This is a genomic window from Klebsiella sp. YJ (assembly GCF_002108615.1).
Taxonomy (GTDB): Bacteria; Pseudomonadota; Gammaproteobacteria; order Enterobacterales; family Enterobacteriaceae; genus Klebsiella; species Klebsiella planticola.
The window spans coordinates 97,296-116,160 of sequence record NZ_MTEG01000016.1 but is presented as its reverse complement, the minus strand read 5'-3'; the positions used below and the strand labels follow the sequence as shown (position 1 = coordinate 116,160).

Annotated in this window: 17 protein-coding genes, 2 tRNA genes and 1 pseudogene; 14 read left to right on the top strand and 6 right to left on the bottom strand. The window is 53.4% G+C overall.

The annotated features are described in order from the left end of the window. The gene (gene mgsA / locus BV390_RS17940; protein WP_032688625.1) at nucleotides 1–459 is read right to left on the bottom strand and encodes a methylglyoxal synthase; all 459 of its coding nucleotides are present in this window, start codon (nucleotides 457–459) and stop codon (nucleotides 1–3) included. 153 nt (nucleotides 460–612) lie between these two features. On the opposite strand from mgsA, the gene BV390_RS17935 reads away from it, so the two are divergent. Then, on the top strand, nucleotides 613–1,026 hold the full coding sequence (locus BV390_RS17935) for a CoA-binding protein (RefSeq protein ID WP_032688491.1): 414 nt from the start codon (nucleotides 613–615) through the stop codon (nucleotides 1,024–1,026). Nucleotides 1,027–1,060: 34 nt separating this feature from the next. Here BV390_RS17935 and hspQ read toward each other — a convergent pair whose 3' ends face one another. Continuing rightward, complete coding sequence (gene hspQ / locus BV390_RS17930; protein WP_004860177.1) at nucleotides 1,061–1,378, bottom strand: heat shock protein HspQ; 318 nt, start codon at nucleotides 1,376–1,378, stop codon at nucleotides 1,061–1,063. Nucleotides 1,379–1,437: 59 nt separating this feature from the next. Then, nucleotides 1,438–2,640 carry a 23S rRNA (cytosine(1962)-C(5))-methyltransferase RlmI gene (gene rlmI / locus BV390_RS17925; protein ID WP_032688490.1) on the bottom strand — a complete coding sequence of 401 codons (1,203 nt, stop codon included), beginning with the start codon at nucleotides 2,638–2,640 and terminating at the stop codon, nucleotides 1,438–1,440. 189 nt (nucleotides 2,641–2,829) lie between these two features. On the opposite strand from rlmI, the gene BV390_RS17920 reads away from it, so the two are divergent. The 3 genes from BV390_RS17920 to yccX are packed head-to-tail and all read left to right on the top strand — an operon-like array spanning nucleotide 2,830 to nucleotide 4,526. After that, the gene (locus tag BV390_RS17920) at nucleotides 2,830–3,384 is read left to right on the top strand and encodes a kinase inhibitor (protein ID WP_085397170.1); all 555 of its coding nucleotides are present in this window, start codon (nucleotides 2,830–2,832) and stop codon (nucleotides 3,382–3,384) included. A gap of 20 nt (nucleotides 3,385–3,404) precedes the next feature. After that, complete coding sequence (locus BV390_RS17915; protein ID WP_032695679.1) at nucleotides 3,405–4,193, top strand: helix-turn-helix transcriptional regulator; 789 nt, start codon at nucleotides 3,405–3,407, stop codon at nucleotides 4,191–4,193. A gap of 51 nt (nucleotides 4,194–4,244) precedes the next feature. Then, complete coding sequence (yccX, locus tag BV390_RS17910) at nucleotides 4,245–4,526, top strand: acylphosphatase (RefSeq protein ID WP_032695680.1); 282 nt, start codon at nucleotides 4,245–4,247, stop codon at nucleotides 4,524–4,526. On the opposite strand, the gene tusE is transcribed toward yccX, so the two are convergent. Then, nucleotides 4,523–4,852: a sulfurtransferase TusE gene (gene tusE / locus BV390_RS17905; RefSeq protein ID WP_004860187.1), complete on the bottom strand. Its 330-nt coding sequence runs from the start codon at nucleotides 4,850–4,852 to the stop codon at nucleotides 4,523–4,525. The two genes, yccX and tusE, sit on opposite strands and share 4 nt — an antisense overlap. Nucleotides 4,853–4,940: 88 nt before the next feature. Beyond that, nucleotides 4,941–5,600, bottom strand: a complete 660-nt coding sequence (gene yccA, locus BV390_RS17900) for an FtsH protease modulator YccA (RefSeq protein ID WP_004860189.1) — start codon at nucleotides 5,598–5,600, stop codon at nucleotides 4,941–4,943. Between the two features lie 267 nt (nucleotides 5,601–5,867). On the opposite strand from yccA, the gene BV390_RS17895 reads away from it, so the two are divergent. Both BV390_RS17895 and BV390_RS17890 read left to right on the top strand, forming a co-directional pair. Further along, a complete protein-coding gene (locus tag BV390_RS17895; RefSeq protein WP_085397169.1) occupies nucleotides 5,868–7,496 on the top strand; it encodes an ABC transporter substrate-binding protein in 1,629 nt (542 codons plus the stop codon). A 145-nt stretch (nucleotides 7,497–7,641) separates the two neighbouring features. Then, nucleotides 7,642–7,729: transfer RNA gene (locus BV390_RS17890), tRNA-Ser, on the top strand. A gap of 49 nt (nucleotides 7,730–7,778) precedes the next feature. Here the strand turns inward: BV390_RS17890 and BV390_RS31520 are convergent. Continuing rightward, entirely contained in the window at nucleotides 7,779–8,957 is a 1,179-nt protein-coding gene (locus BV390_RS31520; RefSeq protein ID WP_223525944.1) for a hypothetical protein, read from the bottom strand. A gap of 146 nt (nucleotides 8,958–9,103) precedes the next feature. Between BV390_RS31520 and BV390_RS17880 the strand changes: the two genes are divergently transcribed. The 8 genes and pseudogenes from BV390_RS17880 (at nucleotide 9,104) to BV390_RS17850 (ending at nucleotide 18,629) form a co-directional block, all read left to right on the top strand. After that, nucleotides 9,104–9,191: transfer RNA gene (locus tag BV390_RS17880), tRNA-Ser, on the top strand. Between the two features lie 595 nt (nucleotides 9,192–9,786). Beyond that, nucleotides 9,787–10,401, top strand: coding sequence for a TetR/AcrR family transcriptional regulator (locus BV390_RS17875; RefSeq protein WP_032695682.1), 615 nt, complete (start codon nucleotides 9,787–9,789; stop codon nucleotides 10,399–10,401). 75 nt (nucleotides 10,402–10,476) lie between these two features. Further along, on the top strand, nucleotides 10,477–11,586 hold the full coding sequence (locus BV390_RS17870; protein ID WP_032695684.1) for an efflux RND transporter periplasmic adaptor subunit: 1,110 nt from the start codon (nucleotides 10,477–10,479) through the stop codon (nucleotides 11,584–11,586). Further along, the gene (locus BV390_RS17865; RefSeq protein WP_085397168.1) at nucleotides 11,583–14,669 is read left to right on the top strand and encodes an efflux RND transporter permease subunit; all 3,087 of its coding nucleotides are present in this window, start codon (nucleotides 11,583–11,585) and stop codon (nucleotides 14,667–14,669) included. The genes BV390_RS17870 and BV390_RS17865 overlap by 4 nt, the downstream gene beginning before the upstream one ends. A 776-nt stretch (nucleotides 14,670–15,445) precedes the next feature. Then, a pseudogene (locus BV390_RS31515) lies at nucleotides 15,446–15,559 on the top strand (helix-turn-helix transcriptional regulator); the annotation flags it as partial. Between the two features lie 48 nt (nucleotides 15,560–15,607). Next, nucleotides 15,608–16,519 (top strand): helix-turn-helix transcriptional regulator, encoded by a 912-nt coding sequence (locus tag BV390_RS31940; RefSeq protein WP_369804326.1) that lies wholly within the window; start codon nucleotides 15,608–15,610, stop codon nucleotides 16,517–16,519. A 416-nt stretch (nucleotides 16,520–16,935) separates the two neighbouring features. Then, nucleotides 16,936–17,514, top strand: coding sequence for a hypothetical protein (locus BV390_RS17855; RefSeq protein WP_085397167.1), 579 nt, complete (start codon nucleotides 16,936–16,938; stop codon nucleotides 17,512–17,514). 44 nt (nucleotides 17,515–17,558) lie between these two features. After that, nucleotides 17,559–18,629: a hypothetical protein gene (locus tag BV390_RS17850; RefSeq protein ID WP_227517239.1), complete on the top strand. Its 1,071-nt coding sequence runs from the start codon at nucleotides 17,559–17,561 to the stop codon at nucleotides 18,627–18,629. The last annotated feature ends 236 nt before the right edge of the window (nucleotides 18,630–18,865 follow it).

The following is an 18,865-nucleotide window of genomic DNA, read 5'->3' as shown; positions in this document are numbered from 1 at the left end:
TTACTTCAGTCGGTCGGCGAGGTAACGTTGATAATCCGGGATCAGAATATCGAGAGGTTCAGCGAAGTTCGGCGACAGAATAATAAAGTCGGCCGTTGAGGCATTGGTGGCTACAGGGATGTTCCACACCGTAGCCAGGCGCAGCAGTGCCTTGACATCCGGGTCGTGCGGCACAGCGTTGAGCGGATCCCAGAAGAAAATCAGCACATCGATTTTACCTTCCGAAATTAGCGCGCCGACCTGCTGATCGCCACCCATCGGTCCGCTCAGCATCGCGTTAACCTCCAGCCCGGTTGCGCGGGAGATAAGGTTACCGGTGGTGCCGGTTGCATAGAGTTCGTGCTGGGCCAGTAGCGGCTGGTGGCGCTCAACCCATTTCATCAGCATATCTTTACAGTGATCGTGAGCAACCAGCGCGATATGTTTGCGTGCGGGTAACGTACGTGTCGTCAGTTCCATATTTTTATTCCACATTTTGACCTGCAGACAGATTACTGGAAGTGACTGTTGCTGCAAGCATCCGGGTGAAAATTTTTGACGTATCCGTAAGTCAGGATGCATGGCCCGTTCAGTCGGATTAGCATACACTTGGGCTAAAGAGTGGAGGATTAAATGAAAGAGAACGATATTGCAGGCATTCTCACCTCAACCCAGACGATTGCGCTGGTGGGGGCGAGTGACAAACCGGATCGCCCAAGTTATCGGGTGATGAAATACCTTCTTGAACAGGGCTATCACGTTATCCCTGTTGCGCCGAAAGTCGCTGGTACCACGCTGATGGGGCAGAAAGGCTACGCCACCCTTGGCGATGTGCCGGAAAAAGTGGATATGGTCGATGTCTTTCGCAACTCCGATGCGGCGCTGGCCGTTGCTCAGGAGGCCATCGCCATTGGTGCGAAAACGCTGTGGCTGCAGCTGGGCGTGATTAACGAACAGGCGGCGGTACTGGCGCGCGAGGCTGGGCTGAATGTGGTGATGGATCGCTGCCCGGCGATTGAAATACCGCGTTTAGGGCTGGCGAAGTAAATAAAAAACCCCGCGATAGCGGGGTTTTTTTACATCAGTTACGTAGCCGCGGGGCCTGTAGCTGTCGACGAATCGTTCTGGCCAGCTCGTCCATTGACGGCTGTTCCGGATGTTCGTCGCTGGCTTCACCGCTCAACTGCGCTTCCGCAAGATAAGTGTGGATCGGCTGGCCGTCCTCATCTTCCATGACCACATGATACCAGGGCGACGCGCGCAGTTCGTCATTGGCTGCAATTTCATCCTCTTCCGGCTCGGCGAGCGAGTATACGGGATCGATATCAACAACCACGCCGAGGTAGCCCAATAGCGTATGGCGAACCTGCTGGCCGATACCGAATTTGCTGGCAATCATAGGCACCTCCTGGGAAACGTTATTACCTGCTATATGCGGGCAATGTTCCGCTTTTCAAGTTACATGATGCGACAGGCAAACCCTTTCAGATACAGCCCTTCCGGGTAGGTTGCAATCACCGGGTGATCGGCAGCCTGACGGAACTGTTCTATAAATTGTACATCACGTCCGGCATCAATTGCGGCATCGGCAATGATTTTCTGAAATAAATCGGTCGCCATCAAACCCGAGCAGGAGAAGGTCAGCAGGATACCGCCGGGATTCAAGAGCTGAATCGCCAGCATGTTGATATCTTTATAGCCGCGGCAGGCGCCCATCAGCTGGTTTTTATTCTCGACGAACTTCGGCGGATCCATGACGATAACGTCAAACTTCTCCCCCTGATCGCGATATTTACGCAGCAGTTTAAAGACGTCGTCGCGAACAAATTCCGCTCTGGAAAGGTCCAGCTTGTTCAGCTCTACGTTTTGTTTCGCAACGTCCAGCGCCTCCTGGGAGGTATCCACGCTAATAACCTGGCGGCAGCCGCCCATCAGAGCGGAAACAGCGAAACCACCGGTGTAGGAAAAGCAGTTAAGAACGCGCTTGTCGGTGACATAGCGGCGGGTCGCCAGACGGCTATCGCGCTGGTCGAGGTAGTAACCGGTTTTGTGGCCGCCCTGAATATCTACCAGCAGCTGCATACCGTGCTCGGTAATCGGCAGCAGGGCCGGCGGCAGTTCGCCGACGACGGGACCCTGAGCCAGCTCCAGTCCCTCTTTTTTACGCACCGCGACGTCACTCCGATCGTAGATAGAGCAGTCCGGAAACAGCGTTTGCAACGCGCTGATGATGGCGGCACGCTGGTATTCAGCACCGGCGCTCAGCAGCTGCAGTACGAAGAAGTTACCAAAACGATCGATGGTCACGCCCGGCAGGCCGTCGGATTCTCCGGCGATCAGACGATAGCTATCAAGGCCATCGCGGGCCGCCAGCCATTCGCGCCAGGTCTGAGCCTGCTGCAGACGACGCTCGAAAAAAGCGTTATCGATAGCTTCATTGCGATCGAAGCTCCAGACGCGAGCGCGGATCTGCGAAGAGGGCGAATACGCGCCGCGGGCCAGCCATTTTCCCTGCGAATCAACGATATCGATGGTCTCACCGGAACGAGCTTTACCTTCCATCCGGGCGACGGCGCCGGAGAAAATCCACGGATGGCGACGCAGCAGGGATTTCTCGCGTCCTTTGGTTAACACTAAGCGGGGGAAAATGGAATCTGTCATGGAGCTACCTTTAAGCAACGGGAATGTCGCACCGAAAAATGGCGCGTAGGTTAGCACAAGTGACCGGCGCAAGCATCATTCCACCTGCGCCGACAGGTGAGCGTTTCGGCACAAAATGCCGGCGCTTTGGCACAATAAAAACCTTCCCGCGATCTTACAGTGATTCCTCACCCAACGGAGGAAAACACGATGAAAACAGGATCCCGGTTAGCGACAATCTTGATTGCGGTTATCAGTACCAGCGCGGCAGCAGCGCCATTTCGCGTCACCAGCAGCGATATGCGCGAAGGCGACAGCCTGGCGACATCCCAACAGTTTAATGGTTTTGGCTGTCGCGGGGGGAATGTCTCGCCCCAGTTGACCTGGGAACATGCGCCGACGGGTACCCGCAGTTTTGCGGTGACCGCCTACGACCCGGATGCACCCAGCGGGAGCGGGTGGTGGCACTGGACGGTGGTGAATATACCGCCGACGGTTTCCAGTCTGGCGACTGGTGCCGGAGATAAAAACAACGCTAAACTGCCTGCAGGCGCCGTGCAGGGGCGGAATGACTTCGGCTATGCGGGCTTTGGCGGAGCGTGTCCTCCGCCCGGGGATAAGCCTCATCGTTACCACTTTACGGTATGGGCGCTGAATACGGCGACATTACCGATTGATGCACAGGCCAGCGGCGCGTTGGTGGGCTTTATGCTGCGCAGCTATGCTATCGCCAGCGCCCAGCTGACGGCCATGTCAGGACGCTAAACGACAGACAGAGAGCTCAAATGCGGAATATTCACTTTCAGCATAACGCGTTATCGGCGGCGGAAATCACCTCCCGGCGATTATATAAACTGCATCGCGTCAGGCTTTTTTCGCCTGCGCTGTGTCGGGTCAATCGAGGAAGTAAAATCATCGTGCAGGGGGCCAGTCAGATGCAGGCCACCCCGCAGCAGCTGATTATTTTGCCCGCCGACGTTGAGCTCGAGGTCATTAATCAGCCGGACAATGGGCTATTTTGTTCCGACCTGCTCTCATTGACCGCCGACCTGCTCGCGGATTTTAAAGCACGTTACATGAGCGAGCCGCCGCCCGGCCGGCTGACATCACTCTGCGCGCCGATGACTCCTGAGCTGTCGTTTATGTGGCAGAACGTGTTGCAAGCAGTGCGTGGGGGACTATCGACGGAACTGCAGCATCACCAGACGATGGGGCTGCTGCTGGCGTTGCAGCAGGCGGGATATGCCGGACCGCTGTTAAACGAAAGACAGCAGGATCTGACCGGCCAGGTACGGCAAATTATCATGCTGTCGCCGGCGGAGGCGTGGAGCGTTCCCCGGGTGGCAAAGATGTTGTTTTTGGGGGAATCGACGCTGCGCCGCCGTTTACAGCTGGAATCGCAAAGCTTTCGTCTGATCGTTGAAGAGGTTCGCATGGCGTACGCCTTAGGCCAGCTGCAGTCAACGTCGCTACCCATAGGCGAGATCGCGCTCAACAGCGGCTATCAGTCCGGGTCACGCTTTACCGCGCGTTTTCGTCAGCACTATGGCCTGTTGCCGAAGCATGTACGCTGACGAGAATTTGCTATTCTGTGCATCAGGGCAGGCCAAAAAAGGAGCGTAACGATGGCGACAATCTGCACAATGGCATGGGTTTATGGCTCGGTTCAGGGCGTGGGGTTTCGCTACTCGACGCAGCGGGAGGCGCTACGCCTGGGGCTGACGGGCTATGCTCGTAATCTTGATGATGGCAGCGTGGAGGTGCTGGCCTGCGGGGAGGAAGACCAGGTTGCGGCACTTATCGCCTGGCTAAAAGCCGGCGGGCCGCGCAGTGCGCGGGTTGACAGAGTCAATACCGAGCCTCATCAACCCACCAGAGAGTGGCAAAAATTTGCCATCCTCTATTAAATGCACTTCACCGGTTTAGGCAGGCCGGCAATTTTGGTGGCCTGTTTGGCCGGCCCTTTCGGGAACAGACGGTAGAGATAGCGGCTGTTGCCTTTCTCTTCGCCAAACTTATTCGCCATCGCCTTCACTAACATGCGAATGGCGGGCGAGGTGTTGAACTCCAGATAAAATTCGCGCACAAAACGCACCACTTCCCAGTGTTCAACGGAGAGCGTAATGCCTTCCTGCCCGGCGATAACTTCCGCCATGGCTTCGTTCCACTGTGTCGTCTCTTTCAGATAGCCTTCGCTATCGGTCTCAATTTCGTTGCCTTCAAAGATAAACATAATTCTTCACATACCGTTCAGACTGGCCGCAGTGTAGCAAAAAATAAGGCCCCGCATAAGCGGGGCCTGAGCACAGCGTCGGCAGAGGTTAGTCCCGGCTTGCGAAGCCAAGGATGCTCAGCAGGCTGACGAAGATGTTGTACAGCGACACGTACAGGCTGACGGTAGCGCGGATATAGTTGGTCTCACCGCCGCGGATAATATTGCTGGTTTCAAACAGGATTGCGCCTGAAGAAATCAGGATAAACACCGCGCTGATGGCCAGGTGCAGAGCCGGCAGCTGCAGGAAGATGTTAGCCACCATACCGATCAGAACCACCACTACGCCTGCCATCAGCATCCCGCCGAGGAAGGACATGTCTTTACGGGTGGTCAGCACATAGGCCGAGCAGCAGAAGAACACCAGAGCGGTACCGCCCAGCGCCAGACCAATCAGGTCACCCATGCCCGCAGACAGATAGGCGTTGAGCATTGGCCCAAGGATATACCCCAGGAAGCCGGTAAAGGCGAAGGCCGCCAGAATACCTGTCGGCTTATTGGCCAGTTTATAGGTCAGGAACATCAGACCATACATACCCACCAGCGTCAGAATCAGCCCTGGAGAAGGTAGCATCAGCACCGTGCTGGCCGTTGCCGTAATGGCGGAAAATGCCAGCGTCAGACTGAGAAGGAAATAGGTGTTCCGCAGAACTTTGTGCGTACTGAGCAGCGATGAACGGTCACGCGACGACGTAATAATACGATCCATGAGTCACTCTCTTATGACAGATGTAATTAATAATGAAGCATAAAAAAACCGCGACGGAAGCCATAGTGCTTTTACCCATCTTTACTTAGACCCCAACGCAATCACGCAGCATATTATTCTAATAAATAATGGAAAGGTGGTGTGTTTGTGCGTTTGACTTCAGGAATCCGATCGGAATCTGATAGGTCACTGAAAAATATTGCGTTATTGCCGTTCTGTGGCTAAGTGTGGAGAGGGTACAAACGAAGCGTAATAAAGGCAAGGGATATGAAATCACAAAAATACAATCACATCACGCAAGCATTGCTGGCTCTCGGTTTACTCTGCACGACGGCCACGATATTTGCCGCTCGGGTTCCCCCGGGGACGGTGCTGGCAGAGAAGCAGGAACTGGTGAGAAATAACGGCAGCGAGCCGGCATCACTGGATCCGCATAAGGTCGAGAGTGACGTTGAGTTTAATATCATCAGCGATCTTTTCGAGGGGCTGGTCAGCGTCTCGCCGGCAGGTGAAATAGAGCCGCGGCTGGCGGAAAAGTGGGAAAATAAAGATAACACCGTCTGGACCTTCCATTTACGTCCGGGCGTTACCTGGTCTGACGGGACCGCCATCACCGCGCAGGATATTGTCTGGAGCTGGCAGCGTCTGGTCTCTCCTCTGACGGCATCTCCTTATTCCAGCTACCCGGGCAATATGCATATTGCGAACGCGCAGGAAATTGCCGAGGGGAAAAAAGCGCCGGAGACGCTGGGCGTGAAGGCGGTTGATGATGCGACGCTTGAAGTCACATTAACGCAGCCGAACGCGGCGTTATTAGCGATGCTGGCGCATCCTTCGCTGGTGCCGATTGATAAAGTGCTGGTAAACCGCTTTGGCGAGCAGTGGACCAAACCGGAGCATATCGTGACCAGCGGTCCGTATAAGCTGTCCGCGTGGGTAGTTAACGAGCGCATCGTGGCCGAACGTAACCCGCGCTATTGGGACAATGAGCATACGGTAATTAATAAAGTGACCTGGCTGCCGATTCATTCAGAGGCGGCGGACGTTAACCGCTATAAAGCGGGTGAAATCGATATTGTTTATACGGTACCGATTAACCAGTTCGCGCAGCTTAAAAAGACCATGGGCGATCAGCTGAACGTGTCGCCGCAGCTGGCGACCTACTATTATGAGTTCAACACCACCCGGCCGCCATTTAACGATCCGCGAGTCCGGCTGGCGCTGAACATGGCGCTGGATAAAGACATCATTGCTGAAAAAGTACTGGGGCAGGGACAACGCCCGGCCTGGCTGATTAGCCAGCCTGATATCGGCGGCGTAAAACTGCAAAATCCAGATTACGCCAGCTGGCCACGCGATAAGCGCATTGCCGAAGCCAAAAAACTGCTGAGCGAAGCGGGGTACTCGGATAGTCACCCGCTGGTGTTTAATCTGCTGTACAACACTTCGGAATCACACCAGCGCGTGGCGATTGCCGCCAGTTCGATGTGGAAGAAAAACCTTGGTGTGGAGGCGAAGCTGCAAAACCAGGAGTGGAAGACGATGCTCGACACCATGCACACGCACAATTTTGACGCCGTGCGCTATGCGTGGATTGCCGATTATGACGATGCCGCCACTTTCCTGAACAATTTCCGCACCGGCGACAGTGAGAATACCAGCCAGTACAGTAATCCTGCCTATGATGAAGCCTTAAAGAACGCCGCCAAAGCGTCGGATGGGGTGGCGCGCGGTAAGTACTACCAGCAGGCAGAGGATCTTCTGGCGAAAGATGTACCGGCGGTTCCGGTTTATCACTATGTCCGTACGCACCTGGTGAAACCGTGGGTGGGGGGATTTACGCCTGATAAGCTGGGATACTACTTCACCAAAGATATGTACATCAAAAAGCACTAACGCTCAGCGGGCAGATTTCGTGCTGAAAAAATGGTCAATCTGCTGTTGGTTCAATCGATTAACAGCATTTTGGCTATTTTTGAAGCAAGTGAACGGCTCCTGACTTTACACGGCGCAAGTAGCTGTTTATAGTGCGCCTCATTACGGAAGTGTGGCCGAGTGGTTGAAGGCACCGGTCTTGAAAACCGGCGACCCGAAAGGGTTCTAGAGTTCGAATCTCTACGCTTCCGCCAGATACAGAAAAATCCCGCGATAGAAGTATCGCGGGATTTTTTTCGTGTATTATCTGGAGTCTTCCTGTCCGGCCTGGGCTTTGTCGCTGAGCCAGCCCATCATATATTCGGCGTAATGTGTGCTATCCAGCAGAGGCTTTGCTTGCACCCAGCCATCATTGACTTCTTTTTGCCAGGAGTCTCCCCAGCTGTTGATAACCTTCAGAACATCCAGACACTGATTTTTTTTGTCACAGAGCGTTTTGCTACCGCTAATGACAACGGTATGCAGCACCAGACATTTTTTGCCTTTTGTATTTTTATCAAGGCAAATACCTTCTAACACCAGCGGCCTGCCGCTGTTGAGTACCGTTTTAATGACCGCGATGGCTTCTTTATAGTTACCGTGTCCTGGTTTTTTATTCTGTCCGGTCTCTTTTCCCGAACTGCCAGGTGTTGTCGTGTCACCTCCCGCTGGCGGATAAACCGCGACATCCACCTTTCCGGCGTTCTCAAGCCACACTTTATTCGCGACCCGGTGGCATTTTATCGGCACGGTAAGTTTAACGACGAAGTCGCGATAAGTGGGTTCCCGCATGAGCCTGAGAAAACTGACCGACTGCTCTTTTATATTGGGGAATATTTTCTTTAATGTTGAGAATTCTGTTTGGTGAGTATTAAAAAAATCCTCAATGCATGTCTGACAATTAAAGTCTGTTTTTTGAGCGGTATTTGTGAGGTTTTTGTAAATGTTATAAACCTGATTCCACATCGTATATTCCCGAACGCCGCCATCATCGCTAGTGGCGAAATCAGGCATCGTTTTATCTTTTGACGAGCACTCAAGTGATGGGTTACCGAACGCGTCATAGGCTGCATAATTTAAAGCATTTATTGCACTCCCGCCTTCATCTGCAAGAGGCTCATGACTTCTTGAATCCTCTTCGCCAAAAGGTTTTACCAGCCCGTAAGGTGAAAAGATTTTGTCTGGCGTATAGCGAGTACAATCCTCATGTAATTTGAGGCAGTTTTCCGCAGTAAGCACCACTGCCGCAGAGGCTGCGTAGCAGATCCCCCGACCTCCCTGCGCAGGTACTTTAGGTAAGTTAGTGACTTCAATCAGATCGCTTTGCACCGCATATTCTTTCGACGGTGGGGTGAATGCCGCAAATGAAGGATATTGAGCCGATGCTTCAGGCGGGATCAATAAAATAAACGCCAGAATAGCTAAGGTGTTGACCCTTTTCATATCGCCGAACCTTCTCTATGAGCACCGCTGTAAATAACGATGTTAGCGTATTGCTCGTTTTTTGCGCCATTGAGAGAGAAACCTTCGCGTTCGATAAATTCCTGCTTTACATGGCGCTAAGAGATGTTTATAGTGCGCGTCATTCTGGAAGCGTGGCCGAGCGGTTGAAGGCACCGGTCTTGAAAACCGGCGACCCGAAAGGGTTCTAGAGTTCGAATCTCTACGCTTCCGCCAAATAAAAAGAGGGGTTACCGAAAGGTAACCCCTTTTTGTTTTGGGGTCGTTTACCCTATCAGTCACATCGTCTACATTGTGAGGCGCGTATGACGCCATTCTCTTTACCCTGCTGCGCCGGGGCCGCGAACTGAGTTCCGGCGTTGTCTATTCGCCGTTTCACCGCATCACCTGTTGAGCAAGCCTGACAGCAGGCGATAAAAGCAGACCGTCTGCTCAGCGATAGTGAATATCTTGCCTGGCCGCAATGATCCCCCCTGGGAACTATCTGTTATGGATAGATTGCAACGCAGCGCCGTACTGCTTGTACACATTGATTAAAAGCAGAGGCCATTCCCGTGGTGGCATTCACTTTTGCCATTGAGATAAGCTTTCATATAGGGCTTTTATTGGCAAAGGTATTTGTCTGGTACAATTTCGGTACTGGAGCATCCGAACCGATCCGCCGGCACCTCCCGCAGTAAACAGATGCACTGCCCTGGTGCCGTCGCCGGTGAGGATAACATTGCGCGACCTTGAAACTAGCCGGAATTGTGACTAAATTCTAATTTGGTCATGAGTTGTCAATCAATGGCTATCACGCTAAGCTGAAAAAATGACTAAGAATATGAACGTCCCACCATCACGTGGTCCACTTGATCACAGCGTCCGAGAGCAAATTGTCGAAGCGGCTTTTGAGCATTTCGGCCATTACGGCTACGAAAAAACCACCGTGGCAGAGCTTGCTAAATCTATCGGTTTTTCAAAGTCCTATATCTATAAGTTTTTTGATTCCAAACAGGCTATCGGCGAGGTGATCTGCGCTAACCGCCTGTCGTTGATCATGGAGGCGGTCGATGCCGCAATTGCCGATGCGCCGTCAGCCAGCGAGAAACTCCGTCGTCTTTTCGGGGCGCTCACCGAAGCGGGGAGCGAACTGTTTTTCCACGATCGCAAGCTTTACGATATTGCCGCCGTCGCCGCGCGGGATAAGTGGCCTTCTACGGAAAAGTATGCAGAACATCTGATCAAGCTGATTGAGGGTATTCTGGTTGAAGGCAGGAAGAACGGGGAGTTTGAAAGGAAAACGCCGCTGGACGAAGCCACGCACGCGGTATATCTGGTGATGTGTCCTTTCGTTAACCCCGTTCAGCTGCAGTTTAATCTCGAAGCGGCTCCCAAAGCAGCGGTGCTGCTTTCCTCACTGATTTTAAGAAGCCTCGCCCCCTGATTAGTGACCATTGACTTTATTGGTCACTAGTCTGAGAATGCGGAAACTGTCCTGTTATTTTATTAAGGGTTTCCCATGCTCAGGCTTAATTCAGCCCGTTTTGCCGTTTGCCTCCTGCCGTTCATCCTGGGGGCCTGCGGCGACAATTCCGCTAATGACGATCCGCGCACGCGGCCGCCGCTTGTCAGAGCCGCATCCGTTGAACTCGCGAACAATACTTCCCGGACCTTTACCGGCGTGGTGGTAGCAAGAACGCAAAGCGATCTTGGTTTCAGGGTGCAGGGTAAGATCCTCGAACGCTTTGTGGATACAGGCCAGACCGTTAAACGGGGTCAGCCGCTGATGCGACTGGACCCTGTCGACCTGAAGCTGCAGGCGCTGGCGCAGCAACAGGCCGTTGATGCCGCCAGGGCACGCGCAAGAAAAGCAATCAGTGATGAGGCGCGCTATCGTGGCCTCGTTGCCTCTGGCGCCGTCTCCGCGTCAGAGTACGACCAGATTAAAGCGGCGGCCGATTCTGCTAAAGCGGAGCTCAGCGCCGCCCAGGCTCAGGCAAACGTGGCGCAAAACGCGACGGGCTATGCCGTGCTGCTGGCCGATTCCGACGGCGTGGTGATGGAGACGCTCGGCGAACCCGGTCAGGTCGTCAGCGCCGGACAGGCGGTGATTCGGCTGGCGAGAGCGGGGCAGCGTGAGGCGCTGGTGCAGCTCCCGGAGACGTTGCGTCCCGCCATCGGCAGCGAAGCTCAGGCTACGCGCTATGGCAACGAAACCGAGCCTGTTATCGCCAGACTGCGGCTGCTTTCGGATTCGGCTGATACTGCGACCCGCACATTCGAGGCGCGGTACGTGCTGGAAGGCCCGCTGGCGAACGCTCCGCTGGGGTCGACCGTGACGCTGCAAATTCAAAAAAATAGCGGGGAACGCCCGGTGATGCAGGTTCCGCTGGCTTCTCTGTACGATTCGGGTAAAGGGCCCGGGATCTGGCGGATTTCTACACCGCCAACCAAGGTCGTCTGGCAGCCCGTAACGGTGCTAAGCGTAGGTGCGGAAGCTGTGCAGGTGACTGGCGATGTGCGGCCGGGCGAGAAGATTGTGGCGCTAGGGGCGCATCTTCTGCACGAAGGCGAGGCTGTGCGACTTGCTGAACAACGCGATGCTGCCCATGCGGGGAGCAAACCATGAGCGCAAAACGCTTCAATCTGTCCGCGCTGGCGGTGCGCGAGCGCTCGATCACCCTGTTTTTGATTATTCTGATTACGATTGCCGGTATTTATTCGTTTTTTGGCCTTGGACGAGCGGAAGATCCGCCCTTTACGGTCAAGCAGATGACCATTATCAGCGTCTGGCCCGGGGCGACCGCGCAGGAAATCCAGGATCAGGTTGCCGAGCCGCTGGAAAAACGTCTGCAGGAGCTCAAATGGTATGACCGTACGGAAACCTATACCCGCCCCGGCATGGCCTTTATCACGCTCTCATTACAGGACAGTACGCCGCCATCCCAGGTGCAGGAAGAGTTCTATCAGGCGCGAAAAAAGCTGGGGGATGAAGCCAAAAATCTCCCCGCCGGCGTGATAGGGCCGATGATCAATGATGAATTCTCCGACGTCACTTTCGCGCTTTTTGCGCTGAAAGCGAAAGGGGAGCCGCAGCGCCTGTTGGTTCGTGATGCCGAAACATTACGCCAGCAGTTCCTGCACGTCCCTGGCGTGAAGAAAGTCAATATTATCGGCGAGCAGGCGGAACGCATTTATATCTCCTTCTCGCATGCGCGTTTGGCTACGATAGGGCTCTCTCCGCAGGATATTTTCAATGCGCTTAACAGCCAGAACGTCTTAACCCCGGCGGGTTCAATTGAGACTCGCGGCGCACAGATCTTTATCCGCCTCGATGGCGCTTTCGATGAATTGCAGAAGATCCGCGATACGCCATTTATCGCTCAGGGCAAAACGCTCAAGCTGTCCGACGTGGCAACGGTTGAACGCGGTTATGAAGACCCTCCCACTCTGCAGATTCGTAACCAGTCTGAACCGGCGCTGCTGCTCGGTATTGTCATGCGCGAAGGCTGGAATGGCCTGGCGTTAGGTAAAGCGCTGGATGCCGAAGCGGCAAAAATCAATGCGGCTATGCCGCTGGGGATGACCCTGACGAAAGTCACCGATCAGTCGGTGAATATCAGTGCGTCGGTCGACGAGTTCATGCTCAAATTCTTCGCCGCCCTGCTGGTCGTGATGATGGTCTGTTTTGTCAGCATGGGGTGGCGCGTGGGCGTGGTGGTCGCGGCGGCGGTCCCCCTGACGCTGGCGATTGTTTTTGTGGTGATGGAAGCCTCCGGTATCAACTTTGACCGCGTCACCCTGGGCTCGCTTATTCTTGCTCTCGGCCTGCTGGTCGATGATGCCATTATCGCCATCGAAATGATGGTGGTGAAAATGGAGGAGGGCTACGACAGAATTAAAGCTTCGGCCTACGCCTGGAGCCATACCGCCGCGCCAATGCTGGCAGGAACTCTGGTGACCGCCATTGGTTTTATGCCTAATGGTTTTGCGCAGTCTACCGCTGGAGAATACACCAGCAATATGTTCTGGATTGTCGGTCTCGCCCTGATCGCCTCGTGGTTGGTTGCCGTTGTTTTCACGCCGTATCTGGGCGTGAAGATGCTGCCGGATATTGCAAAAGTGGCAGGCGGCCATGCCGCTATCTATAACACGCCGCGCTATAACCGCTTCCGCCGTATGCTGGCCCGCGTTATCGCAAGCAAATGGGGTGTGGCCGGGTCCGTCGTCGCGATTTTCGTTTTGGCCGTTCTCGGAATGGGGCTGGTGAAAAAACAATTTTTCCCCACCTCTGACCGGCCGGAAGTTCTGGTCGAAGTGCAGATGCCCTATGGCACCTCTATTGGGCTGACCAGCGCAGCGGCGGCCAAAATAGAGGCGTGGTTGCAAAAACAGCCGGAAGCGAAAATGGTGACCGCCTACATTGGCCAGGGCTCACCGCGTTTTTATCTGGCGATGGCCCCCGAGCTACCCGACCCGTCGTTTGCCAGGATAGTGGTGTTGACGGACAGCCAGCAATCACGCGATGCGCTCAAACTCCGGCTGCGGGAAGCCGTCGCCAGCGGACTGGCGCCTGAAGCGCGCGTTCGCGTAACGCAACTGGTGTTTGGCCCGTATTCACCTTTCCCCGTGGCATGGCGGGTAATGGGGCCAGATAGCGATAAATTGCGCGACATCGCAGATAAGGTTGAGAGCGTGCTGCAGGCCAGCCCGATGATGAGGACCGTTAATACCGACTGGGGGCCGAAGGTACCCGCCTTACATTTCACCCTCGATCAGGACCGTCTGCAGGCAACCGGTTTAACGTCGAATGCCGTGGCCCAACAGCTCCAGTTCCTGTTATCGGGAATTCCCATTACCTCTGTACGGGAAGATATTCGCTCGGTGCAGGTCACGGGGCGCGCCGCCGGTGATATACGCCTGGACCCGGCGAAAATTGAGGGGTTTACCCTGGTGGGCAATGCGGGGCAGCGCATTCCTCTCGCACAAATCGGAAAGGTTGAGGTCAGAATGGAAGACCCGCTACTGCGTCGTCGCGATCGAACGCCGACCATTACCGTGCGCGGTGACATTGCCGACAACCTTCAGCCGCCGGACGTTTCTGCCGCCATCATGAAACAGCTACAGCCGATTGTTGATTCGCTCCCCCCTGGATACCGTATCGATATGGCGGGCTCGATTGAGGAATCGGGCAAAGCCACTCGGGCGATGGCGCCTTTATTCCCCATTATGATCGCCCTGACGCTGCTGGTCATCATTCTGCAGGTACGCTCCATGTCGGCCATGGTGATGGTGTTTCTTACCGCTCCGCTGGGGCTGGTCGGCGTGGTCCCTGCGCTGCTGCTTTTCAATCAGCCGTTTGGCATCAATGCCCTGGTCGGGTTGATCGCGCTTTCGGGCATTCTTATGCGTAATACGCTGATTCTTATCGGTCAAATTCATCATAACGAGAGGGAAGGCCTCGATCCGTACCATGCGGTGATAGAAGCTACGGTACAGCGGGCGAGGCCCGTGCTACTGACGGCAATGGCCGCTGTGCTGGCGTTTATTCCCCTGACCCATTCGGTGTTCTGGGGAACCCTCGCTTATACGCTGATTGGCGGAACGTTAGGGGGCACCATCATGACGCTGGTCTTCTTGCCGGCGATGTATGCTATCTGGTTCCGGATCCGTCCTGAGGTTCCGCCCCATTCGGCACGACAACAGGCGTAAACGGTAGTGCTTCGCATCGCGAGCGCCACGGCCAAAGAGGGGGAGGTGAGACGTCAGGCGCCCCCCCCGAACAGGGGGTGATATTTTTGTGATGCAAGTCATAAAATAACGTCCGGTTATTGTGATGTTACTTGCACGCAATGGATTTGAATTTGAATCAACCCGCGCTATCTCTGCGGGTTTTTTTTCTTCCCGCGCTTGCTGACCGGCGATCGGCTACGGGTCAGACGGAATCAAGGGCAGAAAACCGCACCGACTCCATACCCATTTCAGCCAAAGCGCTCATGCCGCTTGCGGCGGGGAGTGACTCACCCATCGCTGGGCTATCGCTGGGGTATCGCTGGGCTATCGCTGGCTGAGCAGAGAGAACATTTGTCTGGCGCAGACTATTTGCCGTTGCCGGATAATGTGACCGCCCAGATGTCTTGCGCCATAGCTGGCTGCGTAAAACCCATTGGGCTTTCACTCCACGTCCTGCGATGGCGGGTTTATTCCCCGCTTTTTTCAGTGGCAGGACGTTTAAGGCAGCAAATTTTTCACCTTCCTGTCATCCGTTGCTATATGTAGTGCGGTTTGCGGCCACTAAAGAGTTGTTTCTCTTCCCGGCTGTCTTCGACATCAGGAATGACCTTTGCCTGGCCCTCTCTATCAGGTTACGTATTTCCCTGCCAACTTGTTGCGCCGGGTTTGCCACGATTTATCTTCCGGGTCTATGATGACTATGCAGGCATCATGTGCCGTCCAGGCAGGTTAAACACTGAGTAACAGGTGTTGTTATGGCCACCGATCCGGAACGAATTTATCTTGAGATCCTGGAAACTATCCTGATGGCCACGCTGGATCCCCAGCTGTGGAAACTCGCGCTGCAGAAGCTGTCGTTCCTCACCGGTCATCAGTACGCGGCATTACTTTTTTATGATAAAGGTAATGCGCATCTGATGACGGATTCATTCCTACTTGAAGAAAAGGTAGTTACGGCCTACCGGGATGTCTTTCTGGCCATTGACCCTGCCGAGAAAATACTGACGGGATTGCCTGTCGGACAGATGTACCGGGACAGGGAGTTTTTAGGCGATAAATTTATTGCGAACAGCATTTATTACAATGAATTTCATCACCCGAATGACCTGAATTATCTGACCAGTGTCAAGCTGTGTACCGTCAATGGTTATTCCACCTATTTATCGCTGATGACAGCCAACGATGCCGTCTATCCGCAGTCTGCACAATTTGACCTGTTTCAGCGCCTCATCCCGGCCTTAATGACCGCCAGCCAGCTTCACGCCAGATTTGAGCAACTTCGTGACACGATTAAGTATCAAACTGCCATTATGGACAACGGTATTTACCCGGTCTGGCTTGTGGATCGTAGTGGGAAAATTCTTTACGCCAGTGCCCATGCCGAAAGTTACCAACGTGCGAACGTCCGGTTAGCCTGGTCTGCCGGCGCTGATACACTCAGTCTGGATACCGACAACAAAAAACTGAAACATGCCATCGAACAGGCCACGCGAACCGCGGAGCCACCCCGGGCAGGATTATGCTACACCGCCAGACGCCCGGCAAAACCGATTCTGGTTCTTCCGGCTTCCCGTATTCCCGGGGTAGCCTGCATTATCATTCCCGAGCCTTTCTTCAGCGGTAGCGCATTGATGGCGGTGTTTAATGTCAAACCCGCCGAAAATGCGGTGGCTGAACTGCTGGTCAGGGGGATGACCCCTGCTGAATGCGCCCTACATCTGGGCGTATCCATCACTACCATCAGAACTCATCTCAGTGCGCTGTACCGGAAAACGCATACCCGAAATCAGTCCGAATTGCTGCTTATTATCCGGGCCATTCACGGCTGATTTATTTCACTTACTCATTCATATGAATGAGTGAGAATTGCATTATCGCCATTATACTCATGCTTATACGGCCGGGCGGATTTTAATTATCTTCATTAATGCCAGCGGCATATCGGTGTCTGTTTACGGGATGCGGTAATGATGTTTTAGCTTAGTCCGACAGTCCTGCTGTTTTTAGAATGCCAGGGTATATTTTTTGTCTGGAATTGCATGAAAAATATCCTGAAACTTCTTTCGTTCATCATTCTGACATTACTGCTCTCGGCGTGTGGTTCTGAATAGGTCGCGAATCACGGAACAGCGGCATGGCAAAAATAAGCGAGATAACATCCTGTTGCAAAGGATGTATCTATATGAATGACTTTGTCTTCGCATGTCAATAATAAATGAAAGTGATATTGATGAGGAGTGTATTTATGTTTTCTCTCAAAACATACTGGTCAGCACATGCAATATTCTTGCTCTTTTTTTCTGCTGCCGTGCTGGCCGGGGAACCCTCAGTGCAGGGGCAGCATCTGTGTGGCGAGAATTACAGACTTATTTTCTCATCTATAATACTTTTTATTGTCATCTTTGGGACGCTGATTTCTATTTTAGTGATCCGCAACTCTCTTCCTGAAGAATGGTCTTTGGCCGATGCGCTTTCTGAAGATGTGGCGTTATCTGCCGTCTCTGAAGTTAAGGAAACAAAAAATGGCATTGATAGCGTGACAAAAACACCGCTTTATGACGCAGCAGGTAAACCTGTTCTGGAAACAGTCATGAAAGCCAGTTCGAGTCGGTTGATTGCGCTGATAGGGATGCTGGTTATTTTGTTTATGTTTGTTGGTTTTGGGTCCTTAATATTACTTGATTATGGTATGACTGGTGAAATATCAAGTCCTGAATCCGTTGGTGAGATTATTAAATTCCTGTCTGCCGGGATGACATTATTTGCACCATACCTGGTAAATAAGTTCTCTTCTCTGTTTCAGAGCTTATCCTCAAATAAATAGAGGAAAAACAGCGTCTCTGCAGTAATAAACCCATGAAGGAGAATATGATGGAGACTATGAACAAACGTATATTCATCACGACCCGCTATCCTGTCAGCGCGCAACATGGTCGCCCGCCCAGTGAGTTTCTGCAACAACTGGTCGAGACTCTGGATGCTTTACCCGATGATGTTTTTGCCGAAAATGAGCTTCATGATATCTATGCCGTCATGAAAGGGGTGCTTGGGCCTTACACCAGTCTTCAACACCGAAAAGCAGTGATGTGTGAAGTGCTTCGCGTGCAGGCGGGATTTGAATCGGACTGGCGCTGGGAAGCTGGCGTCGATCTGAGAAATCATCATTCCCGGACTCACATTGAAAGCGAAGAGACCGGAGCCTTTCAGGTCTCATTTGACAGTATTGGCACCAGGCAATCGGCACTGCTGGATTTTGCCAAACGGCATGGGATAGACACGGCTGAAACGTTCATTACCAAAATGAAAACCGACCACAGCCTGGCCGTGGAATATTGTGCCCGACTATTGCGTATCAGCACCGCCTGGTGCGGTACGATAAAAGACCCGGGTAAGGTTATCTCCCATGTGCGACGCGATGCCGTAGAGGAATTTCAGACATTTCTCTCGCCGCGAATAGCTTCCCAGACGCTATTCGCGGCAGGTATCGGGCCGCTCAGCGACAAAGAGAAAATGATCGAGGTGATGAATATTGCCAGAACGCCAGCTCGTTATGAAAAAGTACAGGAGGTCGCCGCGAGTGAGCTCTTTAAGCTAACCCATGAGAGCTGGCCACATGATGGCTGTGCGCTAAATCTGGCTAATCTATTGCAGGAAGGTGGGATTGCCGTTCCCGATATTACGCAAGCATTAGCGTTGGGCAACTATCTTCACGATGAAAGAAAATGGGAAAAAATTCCTGTTGGTCAACAGCAAGCGGGAGATGTCGGTTCTACCTGCGGCCCGATGGCTCATCATGGTTATGATCATATTTATCTGGTGCTGGAACGTCAAGATAGCGACAAAATGGTGATTGTCGATAATCAAAAACCCCAGCCTCATGAACGACTCGCCAGCGGAAAGGGTAAAACACCCACGAAATTCTTTTTGCGCCCGGTCTGAAGCAGCAAAACAAAGATCGACCCGATTAGCGCGTCGCGCCTCTCCCGGTGTGGCCGGGGAACCGTCAACGCCAGCGGAAGCACAAGTTGGCAACTGCATTATTTCAGCCGTTGCCGCACGGAACCCACGCGATATATGGCGGTGGGTTCTCTACGCATCATTCGATGCTCAGCTTTCAGGGCATCTGCTCTACCTTGCTCGCCAGCAGCGTGCAGGGCGCGCAACCCCGATATATT

What these genes read in the sequence shown, in the direction of transcription:
- mgsA (WP_032688625.1), bottom strand. Translation starts at nt 459, where the DNA reads ATGGAACTGACGACACGTACGTTACCCGCACGCAAACATATCGCGCTG.
- BV390_RS17935 (WP_032688491.1), top strand. Translation starts at nt 613, where the DNA reads ATGAAAGAGAACGATATTGCAGGCATTCTCACCTCAACCCAGACGATT.
- hspQ (WP_004860177.1), bottom strand. Translation starts at nt 1,378, where the DNA reads ATGATTGCCAGCAAATTCGGTATCGGCCAGCAGGTTCGCCATACGCTA.
- rlmI (WP_032688490.1), bottom strand. Translation starts at nt 2,640, where the DNA reads ATGACAGATTCCATTTTCCCCCGCTTAGTGTTAACCAAAGGACGCGAG.
- BV390_RS17920 (WP_085397170.1), top strand. Translation starts at nt 2,830, where the DNA reads ATGAAAACAGGATCCCGGTTAGCGACAATCTTGATTGCGGTTATCAGT.
- BV390_RS17915 (WP_032695679.1), top strand. Translation starts at nt 3,405, where the DNA reads ATGCGGAATATTCACTTTCAGCATAACGCGTTATCGGCGGCGGAAATC.
- yccX (WP_032695680.1), top strand. Translation starts at nt 4,245, where the DNA reads ATGGCGACAATCTGCACAATGGCATGGGTTTATGGCTCGGTTCAGGGC.
- tusE (WP_004860187.1), bottom strand. Translation starts at nt 4,852, where the DNA reads ATGTTTATCTTTGAAGGCAACGAAATTGAGACCGATAGCGAAGGCTAT.
- yccA (WP_004860189.1), bottom strand. Translation starts at nt 5,600, where the DNA reads ATGGATCGTATTATTACGTCGTCGCGTGACCGTTCATCGCTGCTCAGT.
- BV390_RS17895 (WP_085397169.1), top strand. Translation starts at nt 5,868, where the DNA reads ATGAAATCACAAAAATACAATCACATCACGCAAGCATTGCTGGCTCTC.
- BV390_RS31520 (WP_223525944.1), bottom strand. Translation starts at nt 8,957, where the DNA reads ATGAAAAGGGTCAACACCTTAGCTATTCTGGCGTTTATTTTATTGATC.
- BV390_RS17875 (WP_032695682.1), top strand. Translation starts at nt 9,787, where the DNA reads ATGACTAAGAATATGAACGTCCCACCATCACGTGGTCCACTTGATCAC.
- BV390_RS17870 (WP_032695684.1), top strand. Translation starts at nt 10,477, where the DNA reads ATGCTCAGGCTTAATTCAGCCCGTTTTGCCGTTTGCCTCCTGCCGTTC.
- BV390_RS17865 (WP_085397168.1), top strand. Translation starts at nt 11,583, where the DNA reads ATGAGCGCAAAACGCTTCAATCTGTCCGCGCTGGCGGTGCGCGAGCGC.
- BV390_RS31940 (WP_369804326.1), top strand. Translation starts at nt 15,608, where the DNA reads ATGACGGATTCATTCCTACTTGAAGAAAAGGTAGTTACGGCCTACCGG.
- BV390_RS17855 (WP_085397167.1), top strand. Translation starts at nt 16,936, where the DNA reads ATGTTTTCTCTCAAAACATACTGGTCAGCACATGCAATATTCTTGCTC.
- BV390_RS17850 (WP_227517239.1), top strand. Translation starts at nt 17,559, where the DNA reads ATGATGGAGACTATGAACAAACGTATATTCATCACGACCCGCTATCCT.